At 68.5% G+C, this 16,777-nt stretch carries 16 protein-coding genes; 6 read left to right on the forward strand and 10 right to left on the reverse strand.

What is annotated here, in order from left to right; translation table 11 throughout:
- Window positions 1–1,220 (forward strand): M23 family metallopeptidase (locus AAC997_RS03015; protein WP_340644221.1); only part of this gene is annotated, 1,220 nt, incomplete at its 5' end.
- Here the strand turns inward: AAC997_RS03015 and AAC997_RS03020 are convergent.
- Window positions 1,209–1,622, reverse strand: coding sequence for a DoxX family protein (locus AAC997_RS03020; RefSeq protein WP_340644222.1), 414 nt, complete (start codon window positions 1,620–1,622; stop codon window positions 1,209–1,211). The genes AAC997_RS03015 and AAC997_RS03020 overlap by 12 nt on opposite strands.
- Before the next feature lie 182 nt (window positions 1,623–1,804).
- Here AAC997_RS03020 and AAC997_RS03025 point away from each other — a divergent pair, with 182 nt between their 5' ends.
- Both AAC997_RS03025 and AAC997_RS03030 read left to right on the forward strand, forming a co-directional pair.
- On the forward strand, window positions 1,805–3,037 hold the full coding sequence (locus AAC997_RS03025) for a TetR/AcrR family transcriptional regulator (protein WP_340644223.1): 1,233 nt from the start codon (window positions 1,805–1,807) through the stop codon (window positions 3,035–3,037).
- A 77-nt stretch (window positions 3,038–3,114) separates the two neighbouring features.
- A complete protein-coding gene (locus tag AAC997_RS03030) occupies window positions 3,115–4,641 on the forward strand; it encodes a carboxylesterase family protein (RefSeq protein WP_340644224.1) in 1,527 nt (508 codons plus the stop codon).
- Here the strand turns inward: AAC997_RS03030 and AAC997_RS03035 are convergent.
- The 7 genes from AAC997_RS03035 to ubiG form a co-directional block, all read right to left on the reverse strand.
- Window positions 4,638–4,787 (reverse strand): hypothetical protein, encoded by a 150-nt coding sequence (locus AAC997_RS03035; protein WP_340644225.1) that lies wholly within the window; start codon window positions 4,785–4,787, stop codon window positions 4,638–4,640. The two genes, AAC997_RS03030 and AAC997_RS03035, sit on opposite strands and share 4 nt — an antisense overlap.
- A 168-nt stretch (window positions 4,788–4,955) precedes the next feature.
- On the reverse strand, window positions 4,956–6,038 hold the full coding sequence (locus tag AAC997_RS03040; protein WP_340644226.1) for a Zn-dependent alcohol dehydrogenase: 1,083 nt from the start codon (window positions 6,036–6,038) through the stop codon (window positions 4,956–4,958).
- Between the two features lie 170 nt (window positions 6,039–6,208).
- Window positions 6,209–6,715: a hypothetical protein gene (locus tag AAC997_RS03045; RefSeq protein WP_340644227.1), complete on the reverse strand. Its 507-nt coding sequence runs from the start codon at window positions 6,713–6,715 to the stop codon at window positions 6,209–6,211.
- 67 nt (window positions 6,716–6,782) lie between these two features.
- On the reverse strand, window positions 6,783–7,706 hold the full coding sequence (locus tag AAC997_RS03050) for an alpha/beta hydrolase (RefSeq protein ID WP_340644228.1): 924 nt from the start codon (window positions 7,704–7,706) through the stop codon (window positions 6,783–6,785).
- Window positions 7,707–7,782: 76 nt separating this feature from the next.
- Window positions 7,783–9,405 carry a long-chain fatty acid--CoA ligase gene (locus tag AAC997_RS03055; RefSeq protein WP_340644229.1) on the reverse strand — a complete coding sequence of 541 codons (1,623 nt, stop codon included), beginning with the start codon at window positions 9,403–9,405 and terminating at the stop codon, window positions 7,783–7,785.
- Window positions 9,406–9,470: 65 nt separating this feature from the next.
- Window positions 9,471–10,274 (reverse strand): FkbM family methyltransferase, encoded by an 804-nt coding sequence (locus AAC997_RS03060; RefSeq protein ID WP_340644230.1) that lies wholly within the window; start codon window positions 10,272–10,274, stop codon window positions 9,471–9,473.
- 26 nt (window positions 10,275–10,300) lie between these two features.
- Window positions 10,301–11,047: a bifunctional 2-polyprenyl-6-hydroxyphenol methylase/3-demethylubiquinol 3-O-methyltransferase UbiG gene (gene ubiG / locus AAC997_RS03065; protein ID WP_340644231.1), complete on the reverse strand. Its 747-nt coding sequence runs from the start codon at window positions 11,045–11,047 to the stop codon at window positions 10,301–10,303.
- A gap of 115 nt (window positions 11,048–11,162) precedes the next feature.
- Between ubiG and AAC997_RS03070 the strand changes: the two genes are divergently transcribed.
- Entirely contained in the window at window positions 11,163–12,413 is a 1,251-nt protein-coding gene (locus AAC997_RS03070; protein WP_340644236.1) for an aspartate kinase, read from the forward strand.
- On the opposite strand, the gene AAC997_RS03075 is transcribed toward AAC997_RS03070, so the two are convergent.
- Entirely contained in the window at window positions 12,410–13,801 is a 1,392-nt protein-coding gene (locus tag AAC997_RS03075; protein WP_340644232.1) for an MFS transporter, read from the reverse strand. The genes AAC997_RS03070 and AAC997_RS03075 overlap by 4 nt on opposite strands.
- Before the next feature lie 75 nt (window positions 13,802–13,876).
- Here AAC997_RS03075 and AAC997_RS03080 point away from each other — a divergent pair, with 75 nt between their 5' ends.
- Window positions 13,877–14,491, forward strand: a complete 615-nt coding sequence (locus AAC997_RS03080; RefSeq protein ID WP_340644233.1) for a metalloregulator ArsR/SmtB family transcription factor — start codon at window positions 13,877–13,879, stop codon at window positions 14,489–14,491.
- 64 nt (window positions 14,492–14,555) lie between these two features.
- Window positions 14,556–14,975, forward strand: coding sequence for an RcnB family protein (locus tag AAC997_RS03085; RefSeq protein ID WP_340644234.1), 420 nt, complete (start codon window positions 14,556–14,558; stop codon window positions 14,973–14,975).
- 4 nt (window positions 14,976–14,979) lie between these two features.
- Here AAC997_RS03085 and AAC997_RS03090 read toward each other — a convergent pair whose 3' ends face one another.
- Complete coding sequence (locus AAC997_RS03090; RefSeq protein ID WP_340644235.1) at window positions 14,980–16,713, reverse strand: alpha/beta fold hydrolase; 1,734 nt, start codon at window positions 16,711–16,713, stop codon at window positions 14,980–14,982.
- Window positions 16,714–16,777 lie beyond the last annotated feature (64 nt).

The following is a 16,777-nucleotide window of genomic DNA, read 5'->3' on the forward strand; positions in this document are numbered from 1 at the left end:
TCAGCGCCCTGCAGCACACCGCCTTCACCCAGGCCGAAGCGCAGCCCGGCTTCACGCGCCCCGAGAACATCGCCGTCAAGATTCAGCCCGGCGAAACCTTCGAGGCCGCTGTCCAACGGGCCGGCGTCGCCCCCGACGACGCCCGTCAGGCTGTCCAGACCCTGGGCGAGGCCATGGACACCGTTCATATCAAGGCGGGCCTGGCCTTCGACGCCGCCATCGCCAAACCCCGCGGCGAGCGCGGACCGGCCCGTCTCATCGGCCTGTCGCTGCGCACCGGCCCGGCCACCGCCGTCACCGTTTCCCGCACCTTCGACGGCGCTTTGCGCCTGCGGGAGATGGAAGAGAAAATCCGCGAGGAGACCACGGTCGCCCAAGGGGCCATCACCGGCTCGCTCTACGAGAGCGCCTCGCGTCTCGGGGCCACATCGTCAATCACCGCCCAGATGGTGAAACTCTTCTCCCACAAGGTGGACTTCGACCGCGACATCAAGCCGGGCGACAAGTTCGAACTGGTTTTCGACCGCAAGGTCACCGAGAGCGGCCGCACGGTGGAAACCGGCAACCTGGAATATGCCGAGATCAAGGGCATCCGCTTCTACCGGTTCGTCATGCCCGGCGGCGACGTCGAGTACCTCGACGGCGCCGGCAAGAACATCAAGGGCTTCCTGCTGCGCACCCCGGTGGACGGCGCGCGGATGACCTCGACCTTCGGCATGCGTCGCCACCCGATCCTGGGCTTCAACCGAATGCACCAGGGCATCGACTTCGGCGCAGGCTCCGGCACGCCCGTGCTGGCGGCCGGCGATGGGGTGGTGGTGGAAGCCCGCCGCTGGGGCGGTTACGGCAACTGGCTGCGCATCCGGCACGCCGGCGGCTGGGAAACCGGCTACGGGCACCTGTCGCGCTACGCAAAGGGTCTGAAGCCCGGCCAGCGCGTCCGTCAGGGCCAACTCGTCGCCTATGTGGGTTCAACCGGCGCCTCCACCGGGCCCCACCTGCACTACGAAACCTGGCTGAAGGGCAAGCGAGTCAGCCCGATCGGCGCCAAGGTGCCCACCGGCACGATCCTAGCCGGGGCCCAACTCGCCGCCTTCCGCGCTCAGAAAGCGCATATCGACAACCTCGTCCGCCGCAGCGAAGCCGCCGACACCGAAGAGGCCGACAAACAATCGCTGGCCTCAGCGGACCCGATCCAGGTCGCCGGCCTACGCCGTTAACGACCTTCGCCAGGGAAAGAGGGACCGCAAGCGCGCGTCCCGCAGCCACAGGCCGCCCCAGGCGATCAGCGCCAAGTAGACCCCAAACAGGATGTGGGTGAACAGAGGGCTCGCGACCCGCAGGTGGGTCTCGATGGCCCCGCCCATGTAGGCGGTCACCAGGATGGCCCCCAGCACAGAGGTGCGGGGATAGACATACAGCGCCACGCAGATCAGCTGGATCGTCCCCAGCAGACGCGCCTGGTCGGTGGGCAGGCCCAGTTGCCGCGAGGTTTCCGCAACCACGGGCAGGTCCAGCAGCTTCATGGTCAGATCCATGAGCATGAAGGCGACAAACAAGCCGCTGAGCACCCGTCCGGTCCACAGCATGGCCCTTGGACTCGCTTGGTCGGGGGTGGTCATGGAACGCTCTCCCTTTTCGTGGCCGCCTCCAGTACGCACTGGACCTCTCGCGGCGCATCCGCAGGACGAACAAGGACCCGAAGACCCGACAGGCTCGCCAGGTATTTCCGCAGCGACGCCGCTTTTCCGTCGCGCCCCGGGGCTCTAAGGTCAGCCTAAGTCTCTGTCGGAGCAACGATTCCATGGCCCCCGCCGCGAGCCAACCCAAGGCCCGAGCCCGCTACGCCGCAAGGCGCGATGCGATCATGGCCGCGGCCACGCAGGTCTTCAACGACCGAGGGGTCTCGGGCTTCACCCTGGCCGCCGTGGCCAAGAGGATGGATCTGCACCCCGTCAGCCTGACCTATTACTTCAAGCGCAAGGAAGACCTGGCCGCCGCCGTCCTCCACGACACCATCCGGCGCTGGGACGCGATGCTGGACGAGGCCTTCCAGGAGGCCGAGCCCGCCGCGCGCCTGCGCCGCTTCGTCAGCGCCTATTTCGAGGTCCGCCGACGGATCCAGCTCGGCGAGCAACCGCCCCTGGCGCCCTTCAGCGAAATCCACCTGATCGAGGGCGACCAGCACGAGCCGCTGATGGTGGCTTTCCGTGAGCTCTATGTGCGGATCGGCCACTTCGCCAAGACCGACGCCATGCCCTGGATGACCCGGCCGCGGCGAGGCGCGCTGGCCCGCCTGATCGTCGACCAGCTTGGGTGGGCCGACGCCTGGCTGGCCCTCTATGAGCCTGACGACTATGCCCGGGTGGCCGACAGGATCGCCGACACCATGCTGAACGGCCTGGCGGGAGAGGGGCAGACCTGGCCCGACCTGCCGCTGCTGGTCCTGGGCTCGCCCGTCGCCCAGAACGACGAGGTGACCCGCGAACGCTTCCTGATCGCGGCCACCAACCTGATCAACCGCGAAGGCTATCGCGGCGCCTCGGTGGACAAGATTTCCGCCCAGCTGAAGGTCACCAAGGGCTCGTTCTACCATCACAACACCGACAAGGACGAGCTGGCCGCGGCCTGCTTCCAGCGCACCTTCGACCTGATCGACGAGGCCAGGCTACAGGCCGGCAACCAGCCGGACGGCTGGCGGCGCATCTGGCTGGCGGTCTGTTCCCTGATCCTGCACCAGGCCTCGGGCGAGGCCGGCCGCATGCTGCGCCACCACGCCATGGCCGCCGTGCCCACCCCCATGCGTCGCAAGCTGCGCCTGCGCTTCCAGCAGATCAGCCACGCCTTCGCCGGCCAGATCAGTGACGGGATCGCCGACGGCTCGATCCGCCCGGTGGACGCCCTGCTCGCCGCCCAGATGCTGCTGGTGGCCTTCAACAGCGCCAACTCCATGGACCCCACCCGCCATCCGGGCTCGACCCTGCGGGTGATGGAGGACTATGCACGGCCCGTGCTGATGGGCGTGTTCTCGCGGTAGTCGCGTTGCCATCCTCCCATACCCTGGCGCAGAATGACGCCAGGGGCCGCCAGAGCCCTCGCTCCGGAGGAAACCCAATGGCCGACGACTTGGCGCCCGCGCCGCTCACCCGCACCTCGACGGTCCAAACCAGCAACGGCCCCGTCCGCGGCTATGTCGAGGACTCGCTGAAGGTCTTCAAGGGCCTGCGCTACGGCGCCCCGCCGACCGGTGGGCGCCGTTTCAAGCCGCCGCAACGTCCGGCGCCCTGGACCGAGATCGCTGAAGCGGTGAGCTATGGCGCGCCAGCGATCCAGTCGGGGATGGCGCCCGGCGAGCGCGGCTCCTCGGCCGGCGACCCGCCAGCGCCGGACGAGCCGGGTTCCTCCGAGGACTGCCTGTTCATCAATGTCTGGACGCCCGGCCTGGATGACGCCAAGCGCCCGGTGATGGTCTGGCTGCACGGCGGCGGCTTCGCCAACGGCTCTGGTGGGGCGGCCATGTATGACGGCGCATCCCTGGCCCGGAAGGGCGACGTGGTGACCGTCACCGTCAATCACCGCCTCAACGTGTTCGGCTACCTGCACCTGGGCGAGGCCTTTGGCCCCGACTACGCCCAGTCCGGAATCGCCGGCATGCTGGACATCGTCCAGGTGCTGGAATGGGTCCGCGACAACATCGAGGCCTTCGGCGGCGACGCCTCCAACGTCACCATCTTTGGTGAGAGCGGCGGCGGCTGGAAGGTGTCCCTGCTGATGGCGATGCCGGGCGCGAAGGGCCTGTTCCACAAGGCGATCATCCAGTCGGGCCCCGGCCTGCGCGGCGCCACCACGGCCGACGCCGGCAAGATCGCCCGGGCCTATCTCGACCTGCTGGACGTCAAGGACGCCGCTGACTTGGCCGTCCTCGACACCGAGGCCCTCAGCCGGGCCAGTGTGAAGGTCGGCGACCGGATGCGTGGCTTCACCCCTGTGGTGGACGGGACCGCCCTGCCCCGTGATCCCTTCGTCCCCGACGCGCCGGCCATCAGCGCCGACGTGCCCGTGCTGATCGGCACCAACAAGGACGAGAGCACCCTCTTCATGATCGGCGATCCGAAGTTCGGCGAGCTGACCGAGGAGGACCTGGCCAAACGCGCCAAGGCCGCGGCCGGCGACAAGGCCGAAGCCCTGGTGGCTGAACTCAGGAAGGTCTACCCCGACTATTCGCCGACCTATCTGACGGCCGCCGCCCAGACCGCCACCGGCATGTGGCTGGGCTCCATCACCATCGCCGAGCGCAAGGCCGCGCAGAAGGCGGCGCCGGCCTATGTCTACATGCTGACCTGGGAGACACCGGTGTCGCGCGGGCGGCTGAAATCTCCCCACGCCCTGGAGATCCCGCTGGTGTTCGACAACGTCGAGAAGGCCCGCAACTTCGTGGGCCGGGGTGACGAGCCTCAGGCGGTGGCTGACCAGATGTCCTCCGCTTGGCTGGCCTTCGCCCGCTCCGGCGACCCCAACGCGCCCGGCCTGCCCGCCTGGGCGGCCTATGACGCCACGACCCGCGCCACCATGCTGTTCAATGTCCAGAGCCGGGTGGAGAACGACCTCAACGCCGGGGTGCGCAGGGTCCTGCAGGGCTAAGCGTTTTCCTTGACGGGGTCCGGCGGGAGCGAGTCCAGCACCCGCCGGATCATCTCCGCGTCGGTGAGGATCGGAGGCGGCTCGCCGAACCGCCGATGCCAGATGAACGCCAGGCGCAGCAGTTCGGAGTCGGACTCGTCGGCCATCGGGGGCGCTCCTGAAGGGTACCCAGACCTAATCCGCCGCAGGCCAGCGGGTTTCCAGCTGCACTGATTTTATTTATAGAATACAGCCTCTTAACCCTAAGACGGAATCGCACCCACGAAAAAGGCCCTCCCGCGAGGGAGGGCCTTGGCGCAGGTCTGCCGTTCGGATCAGTCGAACATGATGACCGAGCGGGCCAGTCCGCCCTTCTTCATGTCGTCGAAGCCCTCATTGACCTGCTCCAGCTTGATGCGCTGCGAGATCATCTCGTCGAGCTTCAGCTTGCCGGACATGTACATGTCCACCAGGCGCGGCATGTCCACCGGGAAGCGGTTGGAACCCATCATCGAGCCCTGAAGCTTCTTCTCGCCCAAGAAGGCCGCGCCCATCAGGGTGATGGTCTGGCCCACCGGGATCATGCCGATGATGTTGGCCGTGCCGCCGCGGCGCAGCATATTGAAGGCTTGCTCGGCGGTCTTGGACAGGCCGATGGCCTCGAAGGAGTGGTGCACGCCGCCCTTGGTCATTTCGAGCACTTCCTTGACCGCGTCGGTCTGGGAGGCGTCGATGAAGTCGGTGGCGCCGAACTCGCGGGCCAGGTTGCCCTTGGAGGAGACGTTATCGATGGCGATGATCCGGCCGGCGCCGGCGATCGCCGCGCCATTGACCGCCGCCAGGCCGACCCCGCCCAGGCCGATGACGGCCACGGTCTCGCCCGGACGGACGCTGGAGGTGTGGATCGCGGCGCCGACGCCGGTCATCACCGAGCAGCCGATCAGGGCGGCGCGGTCGAGCGGCATGTCCTTGCGGATCGCGACGCAGGCGTGCTCGTGGATCAGCATCTGCTCGGCGAAGGACGAAAGGTTCAGATATTGGGCCATCGGGCCGTTGGCGGCGCTGAGGCGGGGCTCGTCGTCCTTGCCACGCTTGGTCTCGGGCGAGACACAGAGCGACAGGTGGCCGGTGAGGCACTGGTCGCAGTGGCCGCAATAGGCCGACAGGCAGGTGATGACGTGGTCGCCCACCTTCACCGTGCGGACTTCAGAGCCCACCTGTTCGACGACGCCGGCGCTCTCGTGACCCAGAACCGTCGGCAGGACCGTGGGGTATGAGCCCAGCATGAAGTGCAGGTCGGAGTGGCACAGGCCGGCCGCCTTGGTGCGGATCAGAACCTCGTGCGGGCCCGGCTTGTTGATCTGAACATCTTCGATCTGAAGCGGCTTGCCCACTTCGCGCAGCACTGCGGCTTTCATCCTGGCGTTCCCCGAACAGCGCCCGATTGATCGGGCGGATTATCGAAATCTCGGTATGCCCGAGACTTTCAAGAGGCAAACCTTATCGCCGTTCAGATGACGCGCGCCAAGGGAAATTGGCGTTTGGCGGGTCCGGACGCGAACGTCCGGACCCGCGACGCATCTCAGGCCTACTTCTGACCCCAGATCGAGGCCTTGGTCTGGGTGGCGATCAGATTGCCGCCGCTGAGCGACAGGCTGGAGGCCGGAAGGGTCGCGGTCTTGCCCCCCGCGCTCAGGGTCACCGAAGTGTCCGCGACGGTCTGGCCCTTGGTCACCTTCGAGATGGTGCCGATGGGCGCTCCGGTGGAGTCGGTGACCGGCGCGCCGACCGTCAGGTCCGCCGCCGTCGCCGAGGTGTTGGTGGCCATGCCCGTCGACGCGCCAGCAGCCGGGGTCGAGACCATGCCGGTCGCCGAGGTCGCCGCAGAGGCGGCGGGCGGATTCACGGTGGTGGAGCCCACAGGCGGCGTGGCTGCGGGAAGGTTGGTTTGCGCGCCTATGGCCGCGCCGGCGGTCGTGCCGCCCGCCGGGGTCGTAGCGCCGGCCTTCACACCAGCGGCGCCGGCGACCTGGGCCATGGCGGGAACGGCGATCAGAGAGGCGGCAGCGGCCGCGAGAAGCAGTTTGGTGATCATCTCGGTTCGTCTCCTTGGAGGAGCCCCGCCCTGGGGGAGACAACCGTCAACAACCATGACTTGTTCCCTAGGCCGGAGCCGACGACCTGGACTTGAGTTTGGGAAGCGTCAGGCGGTCCGCCCACTGTGGCCAGTTCAGCTTGAATTCCCAGCGCCTCGGGATGCAGCCCTCGAGCGTGGCCAGCAGGTCCTCGGTCGGGCCGTCGTTCAGGAAGTGGTCGGCGCCGACGACCCGCTCGAACCGCATGGGCCGCCGAGTGCGAGTCTCGGCCACCAGCTTCTCGGCCAGCTCGATGGGCGCGAAATCGTCCTTATCGCCGTGCACGACGTGGACCGGGACCTTCACGCGGCGGAGGGCCGCATGCATGCCTTCCAACTGCCCCGCCTGGTTGGTGACCTCCAGCACGGCGTGCCGGACATCGCGGGGAATGATCTTCAACATCCGAGCCCCGACCTTCAACAGCCACTTGGCGGTGGGGCCGGGGCGGCCGTAGTAGCCCGACAGCAGGACCAGGCCCGCCACCTTGCCGGGATTCGCCGCCGCCATCAGGGTGGCGATGGCGGCCCCGTAGGACTGGCCCACCAGCAGGATCTTCTGGCCGGACTTGGCTGTCAGCAAGGGGCTGAGCGCCAAGGCCTGCTGCCCGATGTCACCAACATAGTCGACGGGCTCGGAGCCAGCGTAGCCGGGGCGATCCACCACCACCATCTCGCGGTCCTTGGGAAGGGCGGCGACAGCCGGCGCCCAGTATTCCGCCCATGAGGGCGCGCCGGTGACGACGACGATCTTCCAGGGGGCTGGCTTGGCGCGCGGGCTCTCGATGGCCGAGAGCTTCCAACCCAGGCCGCCGCCAGCGGCGAAGCTGATGCGCCGGACCACGGTGTCGGGATAGTCGGCGCCGACCGGGACATGTTCCTTCCGACCCGCCGCAGCGGATTCCGCCACGGCCCAGGTTATCTCCAGAACGCCCTTGGGCCGTTTACGCGCCACGCATGCTACTCCGTCGTCTCAGCCTTACCTGGGGTCTGAACGCGAGATCGCAACCGGAGTTCGGGCGCGCGACCCCTTAGTTTGCCGGGGTTGTGCTCAACTGGTCACGAAGTTCGCGCTTGAGCACCTTTCCGGTCGGGCCGATGGGCAGAGCATCGACGATCCGCACTTCGTCTGGCGTCCACCACTTGGCGACGCGGGCGGCGACATGAGCCTTGAGCTCCTCCGGGTCGGCGGTCTGGCCGGGACGCAGGGTGACCAGCAGCAGGGGCCGCTCATCCCACTTCGGATGCGGCACACCGATGGCGGCGGCCATGGCCACGGCGGGGTGGGACGAGACCGCGTCCTCCAGGTCCAGGGTGGAGATCCACTCGCCGCCCGACTTGATCACGTCCTTGGCCCGGTCGGTGAGGCGCAGATAGCCCTCGGGGTCGATGGTGGCGATGTCACCGGTGTCGAACCAGCCATCATCGGTGAAGGCCTGCGCCCCCTCGTTCTTGAAATAGGCCGAGGAGACCCAGGGCCCCCGAACCTGCAGGGCGCCGGGACTGGCGCCGTCGCGGGGCTGTTGCGAACCGTCGTCGGCCATGATGCGCATCTCGACGCCCCACAGGCCGCGGCCCTGTTTCAGTTTGCGCGTGGTGGCGACGGCGGCCTCCTCGCCGGCATGACTGGGCAGCGGGGTGTTGATCACCCCCATGGGGCTGGTCTCGGTCATCCCCCAGATCTGACGCACGGTGGCGCCCATCTGGTCCTCGATCCGGGAGATCAGGGCGGCGGTCGGCGCCGAGCCGCCGACGGCGACGGTGCGCACGCTGGTAAGCTTCTGTTTCGTCTGGTCCAGGTGATCCAGCACGCCGATCCAGATGGTGGGCACCCCCAGCAGGAAGGTCGCGCCCTCCGCCACCGCCAGTTCGCAGATCGAGGGGCCGTCCAGTTGCCGGCCCGGCAGGATCAGCTTGGCCCCCACGAGCGGCGCGCCATACGGCGTGCACCAGGCGTTGGCATGGTACATCTGGGCGCACGGCAGGACGACGTCGCGGGCGCCAAGGTCGAAGGCGTCGGGCTGCACCATCGCCATGGCGTGCAGCACGGTGGCCCGGTGCGAATAGAGCACCCCCTTCGGATTGCCCGTGGTGCCGGAGGTGTAGCAGAGGCCCGAGGCGGTCCGCTCGTCCAGCTCCGGCCAGCTGAAGTCGGGCGTATGGGCGGCGATCAGCTCTTCATAGACCAGGGTGCCAGCCGGCGACTCCTTGGGCATGTGCTCGCGGTCTGTGAGGGCCACGAAGGTATTCACCGTGGTCATCTTGGGAGCCAGTTCCCCCACCAGCACGCCGAAAGTGATGTCGAACAGCAGCACGCTGTCCTCGGCGTGGTTGGCCACCCAGGCCACCTGGTCGGGATGCAGGCGCGGATTGATGGTGTGCAGCACCGCCCCGATGCCGCTGACCGCGTAATAGAGCTCGAAGTGGCGGTGAGTGCTCCAGGCCAGGGTCGCGACCCGGTCGCCACGCTTCACGCCCAGCGCGGTGAGCGCCTTGGCCATCTGCTTGGCGCGGACCAGGGCGTCGGCATAGGTGTAGCGGTGGATCGGCCCCTCGACGGTGCGCGTCACCACCTCCCGGTCGCCGTGATAGGCCGCCGCATATTCCAGGATGGACGGCAGGCTCAGCGCCCGGTCCATCATCAAGGCCAGCATGCGGTCGCCTCCCCATTTCGTTGTTGGGTGAGGTTTAGGACGCGACCCAAGGCTCGGCTAGAGGCTCAAGCCGCCATCCGCGCCTTGAAGACGCCGTCGGGGAGCTTCGGCGCGCGGCTGGGGTGGACGAAGAAGTAGTCCTTCCAGGGCAGGTTCGGCACCACGGTGGTGCGTTCCTCCAGCCGGTCGCCGTTCAGGGCGAACATGCGGTAGCCGCGGGAGCGGAACATCTCCACCACCGCCTCGGCTGAGCCGTCGAAGCGCGCCTCCAGCATGGCGGGGTGGATTTCCAGCAGGATGTGGGGCCGATCACGGTCGATGACGCCGAGCGCGCCGGTCAGCGCCTTCTGCTCGGCGCCCTCGATATCCATGCGGATAAAGTCGACGCGGCTGACACCGTTGGCCTCGCAATAGCCGTCGAGGGTGACCACCGGAGTCGGCTGCAGCTCGACGCCGACGTCCTCGAGATCGGGGCGGACCTTACCTTCGGGCGCTGCATCGGCGACGAAGGCGTAGGCGCGACCCATCCGGCCGGAGGTCTTCTTCGGCGTCACCAGCAGCATCTCCCCCGGCGCGTCGGAGACGGCGGCGTGGATCGGCGTGACCTGGTGCGAAATGCCATGCCAGGCCAGACAGTGCTTCAGCACGTCGAAGGTGAAGGCCGAGGGCTCGAACGCATAGATTCGGGCGTCCGGGGCCACCTGGGTCATCACGTAGGAATGTCGGCCATCGCTGGCGCCCACGTGCAGGCAAACGGGCGCGCCAGAGAGCAGGTCGGCCAGATACGGCGTTTCCGGCTCGTGCTTGGCCCACTTCATATTGCGCCGCCAAGCGCGGAAAGCGTGACTGAGCACGCGTATCGAAGCCATGTATCGGTCCTTTGAACGGGCCGTGTTTACGACGCGTCGCGGGTTACAGTCATCATGTAGTTGATGTCGCAGTCTGAAGACCGGCACCAACGGCCGTTCATCGGGTCAAAGGCGACCCCGAAGGGGCCCTGAACCTGAAGGGCCTCGTCCCGCAGGAAGCCGCGAAGTTCGTCGGGCTTGAGGAACTTGGTCCAGTCGTGAGTGCCGGCTGGCACCCAGCGCAGCACATATTCCGCGCCCACCTTGGCGAGCGCGAAGGCCTTGAGGGTGCGGTTCAGGGTCGCGACGATCATCAGGCCGCCGGGCGCCAGCAGGCGGCCGCAGGTGCGCAGATATTCGCCTGGATCGGCCACGTGCTCGATCACCTCCATGTTGAGGATCACGTCGAAGGGGCCCGCACCCTCGGCCTCAAGGCCCTCGGCGGTGCCGGCGCGGTAGTCGATCTCGAGCTTCTGTTCGGCGGCGTGGGCGCTGGCCGTGCCGATATTGCGCTCCGAAGCGTCGACCCCCGTGACGGAGAAGCCCAGCTTGGTCATCGGCTCGGAGAGCAGCCCACCGCCGCAACCGATATCCAGCAGTTTCAGGCCCTCGAAGGGCTTGCGCGCCTGGCTGTCGCGTCCGAAACGGACCAGGGCCTGCTCGCGGATGAAGGACAGGCGCACGGGGTTGAACTTGTGCAACGGGGCGAACTTGCCCTTCGGATCCCACCATTCGGCGGCGATGCGCGAGAAGCGTTCGACATCTTCGGGGTCGATGCTGGAAGCGACGGTCATGGGCCTCCTTCTACGCGCCAACCGCGCTTGCGCGAAGCCCGGCGTTGCCCCGCGCGTCGAGCGTCGCTAGAACGCGGCCCTTCCCTCTCCCCTCAAGGAGCTTGTGACCACGCCCATGTCCCGGCTGGTGATGAAATTCGGCGGCACGTCCGTCGCTGACCTGGAGCGCATCCGGCGCGTGGGTCGGCTGGTGGCCGCCGAAGTGGCCGCGGGCCATCAGGTGGCCGTGGTGGTCTCGGCCATGTCCGGCAAGACCAACGAGCTGGTGGCCTGGACCGACGGCGCCGGCGCCGCGAGCCAGGGCCTGGCGCCCTCCGACGACGAATACGACGTCGTGGTGGCCTCAGGCGAACAGGTGACGGCCGGCCTGTTGGCCATGACCCTGCGCAACATGGGCATTTCCGCCCGCTCCTGGATGGGTTGGCAAATCCCGATCATCGCCGACGACGCCCACGGCCGCGCCCGCATCGACGACGTCCCGTCCGAGAATCTGATCGAGGCCATGGACAAGGGCCAGGTGGCGGTGATCGCCGGCTTCCAGGGCGTGACGCGAGACGGCCGTATCGCCACCCTGGGCCGCGGCGGCTCCGACACCAGCGCCGTGGCCATCGCCGCGGCGGTCAAGGCCATCCGCTGCGACATCTATACCGACGTGGACGGCGTCTACACCACCGACCCGCGGATCGAGAGCAAGGCCCGCAAGCTCAACAAGATCTCCTACGAGGAGATGCTGGAGATGGCGTCCCTGGGCGCCAAGGTCCTGCAGACCCGCTCCGTCGAACTCGCCATGGCCCAGAACGTGCCGGTGCGGGTGCTGTCCAGTTTTGTCGAGCCCGGCGAAGCGCCCGGCCAAGGCACCATCGTGTGCGACGAGGAAGAGATCATGGAAAAGCGCATCGTGAGCGGGGTCGCCTATAGCCGCGACGAGGCCAAGATCACGCTGTACGGCCTGCCCGACCATCCCGGGGTGTCCTCGGTGGTCTTCGGCGCGCTCGCCGACGCCAACGTCAATGTGGACATGATCGTCCAGAGCCACGCCCGCACCGCCGACACCGCCAACATGGAGTTCACGGTGGGCAAGCGTGACGCGGCCCGCGCCGTGGAGATCGTCCGCGCCGCCCAAGCGCAAATCGGCTTCGAGGACGTGGCCGTCAACGAGGACGTCGCCAAGGTCTCGGTCATCGGGGTGGGCATGCGCAGCCACACCGGCGTCGCCAAGACCATGTTCGGCGCCCTGGCCGAGAAGGGCGTCAACATCCAGGTGATCTCCACCAGCGAGATCAAGATCAGCGTGCTGATCGACGCGGCCTATACCGAGCTGGCGGTGCGGGCTCTGCACGCGGCCTACGGGCTGGACCAACTCTAGCGGAAACTCGCCAGGCGCCGCGCGGTCCATACCCCCGCCAGCGCCACCGGCAGGGCGGCGACGAAGACCCAGACGCCGGCCGACCTGGCGGTAGCGTCGCTGAGGCCGTGCGAGAAGCCCACCAGATTGGCGACCGCGCCCGCCATGGCCGCCCCCGCCGCCGAGCCTGTCAGGCGCACCGTGGTCATGGCCGCCGCGCCGATGGCCCGCTCCTCGTCGGGCAGGGCCGCCAGAATCGACTGGCTCATGAAGGCCCAGGACAGCCCGAACCCCGCCCCCAGCGCCGCGCCGGCCAGGGCGATCCCAAGAACCGAGCCGGTCGGGAAGACCAGGGCGCTGGCGCCGACACCGGCCGTGGCGCAGAGCGCGCCCATCAGGATCATGCGGCCGGGCCAGCGTCCGGTGAGATGGGCGACGGCCAGACCCGCGAGGGTCCAGGCCGCCGCCTCTCCGGCGATCACATAGCCGGCGGTCAGGGCAGACAAACCGGCGAGCTGTTGCAGGATCGCAGGACCGTAGATGGCGTAACCCATGGAGGCCGCCGTCAGCAGGAACATGCTGGCGTAGCCCGAGCCCGGGATGGTGCGCAGCGAACCCGAGCCCTTGGGGAGCAGTCGGACCACGGCGCGCTCGTCCAGCCAGACCATGGCCAGCAGCAGGACCACGCCCACCAGGGTCAGGCCCGCCGAACGTCCGAAGGTCCCGGCCACGTCAGCCGCGCCGATAGCCACGACGCCGCCGGCGATGAGGCCGAGCTGACCCCATGCCACACCCTGGCCCGCTTCGCCGTTCTGGCCCTTGGGGAGCATCAGGAAGGCCGCGCCGGCGACGGCCACAGCCTGGATGGCGAAGAACCAGAAGACCCAGCGCCAAACGCCGGCGTCGGCGAAGACCCCGCCGATCATGGGCCCCACCAGGCTGGCGACACCCCAGACGGCGGTGATGGCGGCGTAGACACGGGGCAGCAGGCGGTTGGGGAAGAGCAGGCCGATGGCCACGGAGCAGAATCCGGTGACCCAGCCGCCGCCAATCCCCTGCAGCAGGCGGCCGACGAGGAAGGTGGCGATGTCGGGTCCCGCGGCGCTGAGCGCGCAGCCGAAGGCGTAGAGCAGGGCCGCCCAGGCCGTGCCCCGGCGCAGGCCAAAGCGCCGGGCCAGCAGCCCCGAGCTCGCCCCGGCCATGACCGAGCCCAGCAGGTAGCCCGCCGTGGCCCAGCCGAAGAAGGCGTAGCCGCCGAGGTCGGCGCCGACGCTGGGCATGATGGTGGCGGTGACCAGGCTGTCGGCGGCCCCCAGCCAGACCCCCAGGCAGATCAGGGCGAACAGCGGCAGCCGGCCGTCGGCGACGACGTCGGCCCAGCTTCCGTCCTGGGCTTGGGCAGGTTCCATTTCGACAGGCTCAACAGGGCGAATGTGCAGACGACTAGACGGGGCGGCTCAGGTTTGCAATAGATTGATTGTCAAATGCGAAGCACGCCCGACGACCTGCTGTTCCAGATCAAGACCCGGGGCCCGAGCCGGACCCTGGCGCTTGCGACCACGCTGGGGATCAGCCGGCAGGCGGCGTTGCAGGCCCTGGAGAAGCTGGCCGCCGAGGGGCTGGTGGAGCATGTCACCGCCCGCGCCGGGGTGGGGCGGCCACGACGGTCCTGGTCGCTGACCGCCAAGGGGCACGGCCGGTTCCCCGACACCCACGCCCAGATGACCGTGGACCTGATCGAGGCGGTGCGGGCCGAGTTCGGGCCCGCGGTGCTGGACCGGCTGATCGCCCGGCGCGAGCGGCTGGTGGCTGAGGGTTACAGCGCCGCCCTGCCTGACGCGGGCCTGGAGGCGCGGCTGGCCCGGCTGGCGCAACTGCGGGCCGCCGAGGGCTACATGGCTGAATGGAGCGCGCAGGACGACGGCTCCTACCTGCTGATCGAGAACCATTGCCCGATCTGCGCGGCCGCCACCGCCTGCCAGGGCTTCTGCCGCGCCGAACTGTCCCTGTTCCAGATGCTGCTGGCCCCGGCCAAGGTCGAGCGGCTGGAGCACATCCTGGCCGGGGCGCGGCGCTGCGCCTACCGGATTGTCGCTTAGCCGACGAACCATCGGGGCCGGTCTGCGTTGGTAGCCCGAGGGACCGCCCCCGAAGGATGCCAAGATGAAACTTCTACTGATCGCCGCCGCCACCGCCACCCTCGGCCTGGGGGCGCCGCTGGCCGCCTCCGCCGATCCGGGCGGCCACGGCAAGCATGGCGAAAAGCACGGCGACAAACATCACAGCAAGTCGCACGACAAGGCCCACTACGACAACGATGGCCACCACGGCGCCAAGACGCCTCCGGGCCTGGCCAAGAAGCCGGGCGGCATGCCGCCCGGCCAGTACAAGAAGATGTACAATCGCGGCCAGCGCCTGCCGACCACCTACATCAGCCAGCAATACTATGTCGCGAACCCCACCACGTATCGTCTGCGCACGCCGCCCGCCGGCTATCGCTGGGTCCATGTCGACGACCAGTACTACCTGGCCCAGACCCGCACCGGCCTGATCTCCGAGGTCGTCTCGGCCCTGCTGCGCTAAGGCGCTATTTCGACGTCGCCGCCGCCCCCGGCAGCCGGAACTCCGGCGACCAGTGGGTGGCGGTGCCCGCCGTCACGTACCAGCAGATCACCAGGGCGCAGATCAGGGCGCCGGGGACGTAGCTGTTGGTGCGCCGGTAGGTGAAGGCGGCGATCACGCCGACCATGGCCAGCAGCGGCACGAACTGGATGGCGATGATGGTGTTCAGCGACGCGCTCGGCACGGCCAGCAGGCCGGTGGCGAACAGGCTGCCGTACTGGATCGCCAGCAGGATGACGAACCCCGCGCACATCGACAGCGCGGCGGTCAGGTAGGCGGCCGCCCCCTCCCCCCGCACCGCCAGGTTGGTGTTGAGCGCCCGCAGCGACACCAGGAAGAAGGCCGTCCAGAGCGGCAGATAGGCCAGGGCCATCAGCGCGTGCGGGCCGTCCAGCGGCTTCAGCCCCAGGACCCAGAACCGGTAGTCCACCTGGAACAGCGCATCCACGGCGGCCAGCGACAGATATCCCACCGCCACGGTGGCCACCGCGATGGCGACCGCGCGCGGCCAGTCAGTGGTGAAGGCGCTCTTGCCGCCCTTCAGAAACAATCCCAGCACCAGGGTGATCACCCCGTTGAGGATCGCCCAGACCAGCAGCTGGTTGGTGATGAACTGCGGGAACAGCTTCATCGGGAAGAACAGGTTTCCGATCTCCATGAAGGCGAAGAAGGTGCAGGCCGGGACCACGGCGGTCAGCATGGCCGCCAGCCACCACTTGCCGCCCCTCTGCGTCCCGGCGGGCTCCGCCGGCCGCGCCAGACCGGCGAACACCGGCACACGGAGCAGGACCTGGAAGGTCCCCAGCAGCAGCAGGACAAAGCCCAGGAATCCCACGCCCGTGCCGACCTCCTTCCAGATCCAGATCTGATCGCCCGGCGGCAGGGGCCGCGCCGCGCCCGAGAGCTGGGTCTGGAACCAGTCCACGGCGGGACTGACCCCGGCGGCGGAGAAGTGCTCCCAAGGATGGGTGATGGGCGGGTTGTGCAGCACCCGCGCGGTCCCGGCGGCGGCGTCGCCATAGACACGGCCCTCCACCACAGGGCCGGCGGACCCGAACATCGCCTGCAGGGACTTCGAGGTCTCCACGTCGCCGCCCTTGGCCACCTGCCACATCAGGGGCGCGAACTCGTCATACTGGCCAAACACCAGGGCCAGGTTGCGCAGGCTGCCCTTGGCGGCGGCCCCGAACACCGCCCCGATGGCCGGGGTCGACCCCTCCAGCACCACGGCCTTGTAGCCGTCCGGTGCCGACTCCGCGGCGGCCACCACCGGCCCGCCGCCGAGGCTGTGGCCCTCCAGGCCGATATTGCCGGTGTCCACAAACGGCAGGCCGCGCAGATAGCGCAGGGCGGCGGGCCCGCCAAAGCCCTGCTGGCCGACGGCGGCCCCGGAATTGCCGTGCCCGGTCATGTCCATGGCCAGCACCACGAAGCCGCGCCGCGACAGCTCGATGGCGAAGGCGCTCTGCATCTCGCGGGTGTTGATATAGCCGTGGCTGGCGAGGATCGCCGGCGCCGGTGTCGCCTGGGTGGCTGAGGCCGGCCGATAGAGCAGCCCGCTCATCACCACGCCCTTGTCGCCGGCGAACCGCACATCGGTGACCGTGACGCCGTGGGTGGTCTGGACGGCATGGGCGAGGACCGACCCCGCAAGGATCAGGATCAGCCCCAGGGCCAGGAGCCCGTATCTGCGCAACATGGTCGCCTCCCCAGACGGTTGTTGTGGCGGACTATGAGGGTGGTGGGGAGGGTTGGTCTAGGGC

This window comes from Phenylobacterium sp., from assembly GCF_037968635.1.
Classification (GTDB): domain Bacteria; phylum Pseudomonadota; class Alphaproteobacteria; order Caulobacterales; family Caulobacteraceae; genus Phenylobacterium.

What these genes read in the sequence shown, in the direction of transcription:
- AAC997_RS03020 (WP_340644222.1), bottom strand. Translation starts at nt 1,622, where the DNA reads ATGACCACCCCCGACCAAGCGAGTCCAAGGGCCATGCTGTGGACCGGA.
- AAC997_RS03025 (WP_340644223.1), top strand. Translation starts at nt 1,805, where the DNA reads ATGGCCCCCGCCGCGAGCCAACCCAAGGCCCGAGCCCGCTACGCCGCA.
- AAC997_RS03030 (WP_340644224.1), top strand. Translation starts at nt 3,115, where the DNA reads ATGGCCGACGACTTGGCGCCCGCGCCGCTCACCCGCACCTCGACGGTC.
- AAC997_RS03035 (WP_340644225.1), bottom strand. Translation starts at nt 4,787, where the DNA reads ATGGCCGACGAGTCCGACTCCGAACTGCTGCGCCTGGCGTTCATCTGG.
- AAC997_RS03040 (WP_340644226.1), bottom strand. Translation starts at nt 6,038, where the DNA reads ATGAAAGCCGCAGTGCTGCGCGAAGTGGGCAAGCCGCTTCAGATCGAA.
- AAC997_RS03045 (WP_340644227.1), bottom strand. Translation starts at nt 6,715, where the DNA reads ATGATCACCAAACTGCTTCTCGCGGCCGCTGCCGCCTCTCTGATCGCC.
- AAC997_RS03055 (WP_340644229.1), bottom strand. Translation starts at nt 9,405, where the DNA reads ATGCTGGCCTTGATGATGGACCGGGCGCTGAGCCTGCCGTCCATCCTG.
- AAC997_RS03060 (WP_340644230.1), bottom strand. Translation starts at nt 10,274, where the DNA reads ATGGCTTCGATACGCGTGCTCAGTCACGCTTTCCGCGCTTGGCGGCGC.
- ubiG (WP_340644231.1), bottom strand. Translation starts at nt 11,047, where the DNA reads ATGACCGTCGCTTCCAGCATCGACCCCGAAGATGTCGAACGCTTCTCG.
- AAC997_RS03070 (WP_340644236.1), top strand. Translation starts at nt 11,163, where the DNA reads ATGTCCCGGCTGGTGATGAAATTCGGCGGCACGTCCGTCGCTGACCTG.
- AAC997_RS03075 (WP_340644232.1), bottom strand. Translation starts at nt 13,801, where the DNA reads ATGGAACCTGCCCAAGCCCAGGACGGAAGCTGGGCCGACGTCGTCGCC.
- AAC997_RS03080 (WP_340644233.1), top strand. Translation starts at nt 13,877, where the DNA reads ATGCGAAGCACGCCCGACGACCTGCTGTTCCAGATCAAGACCCGGGGC.
- AAC997_RS03085 (WP_340644234.1), top strand. Translation starts at nt 14,556, where the DNA reads ATGAAACTTCTACTGATCGCCGCCGCCACCGCCACCCTCGGCCTGGGG.
- AAC997_RS03090 (WP_340644235.1), bottom strand. Translation starts at nt 16,713, where the DNA reads ATGTTGCGCAGATACGGGCTCCTGGCCCTGGGGCTGATCCTGATCCTT.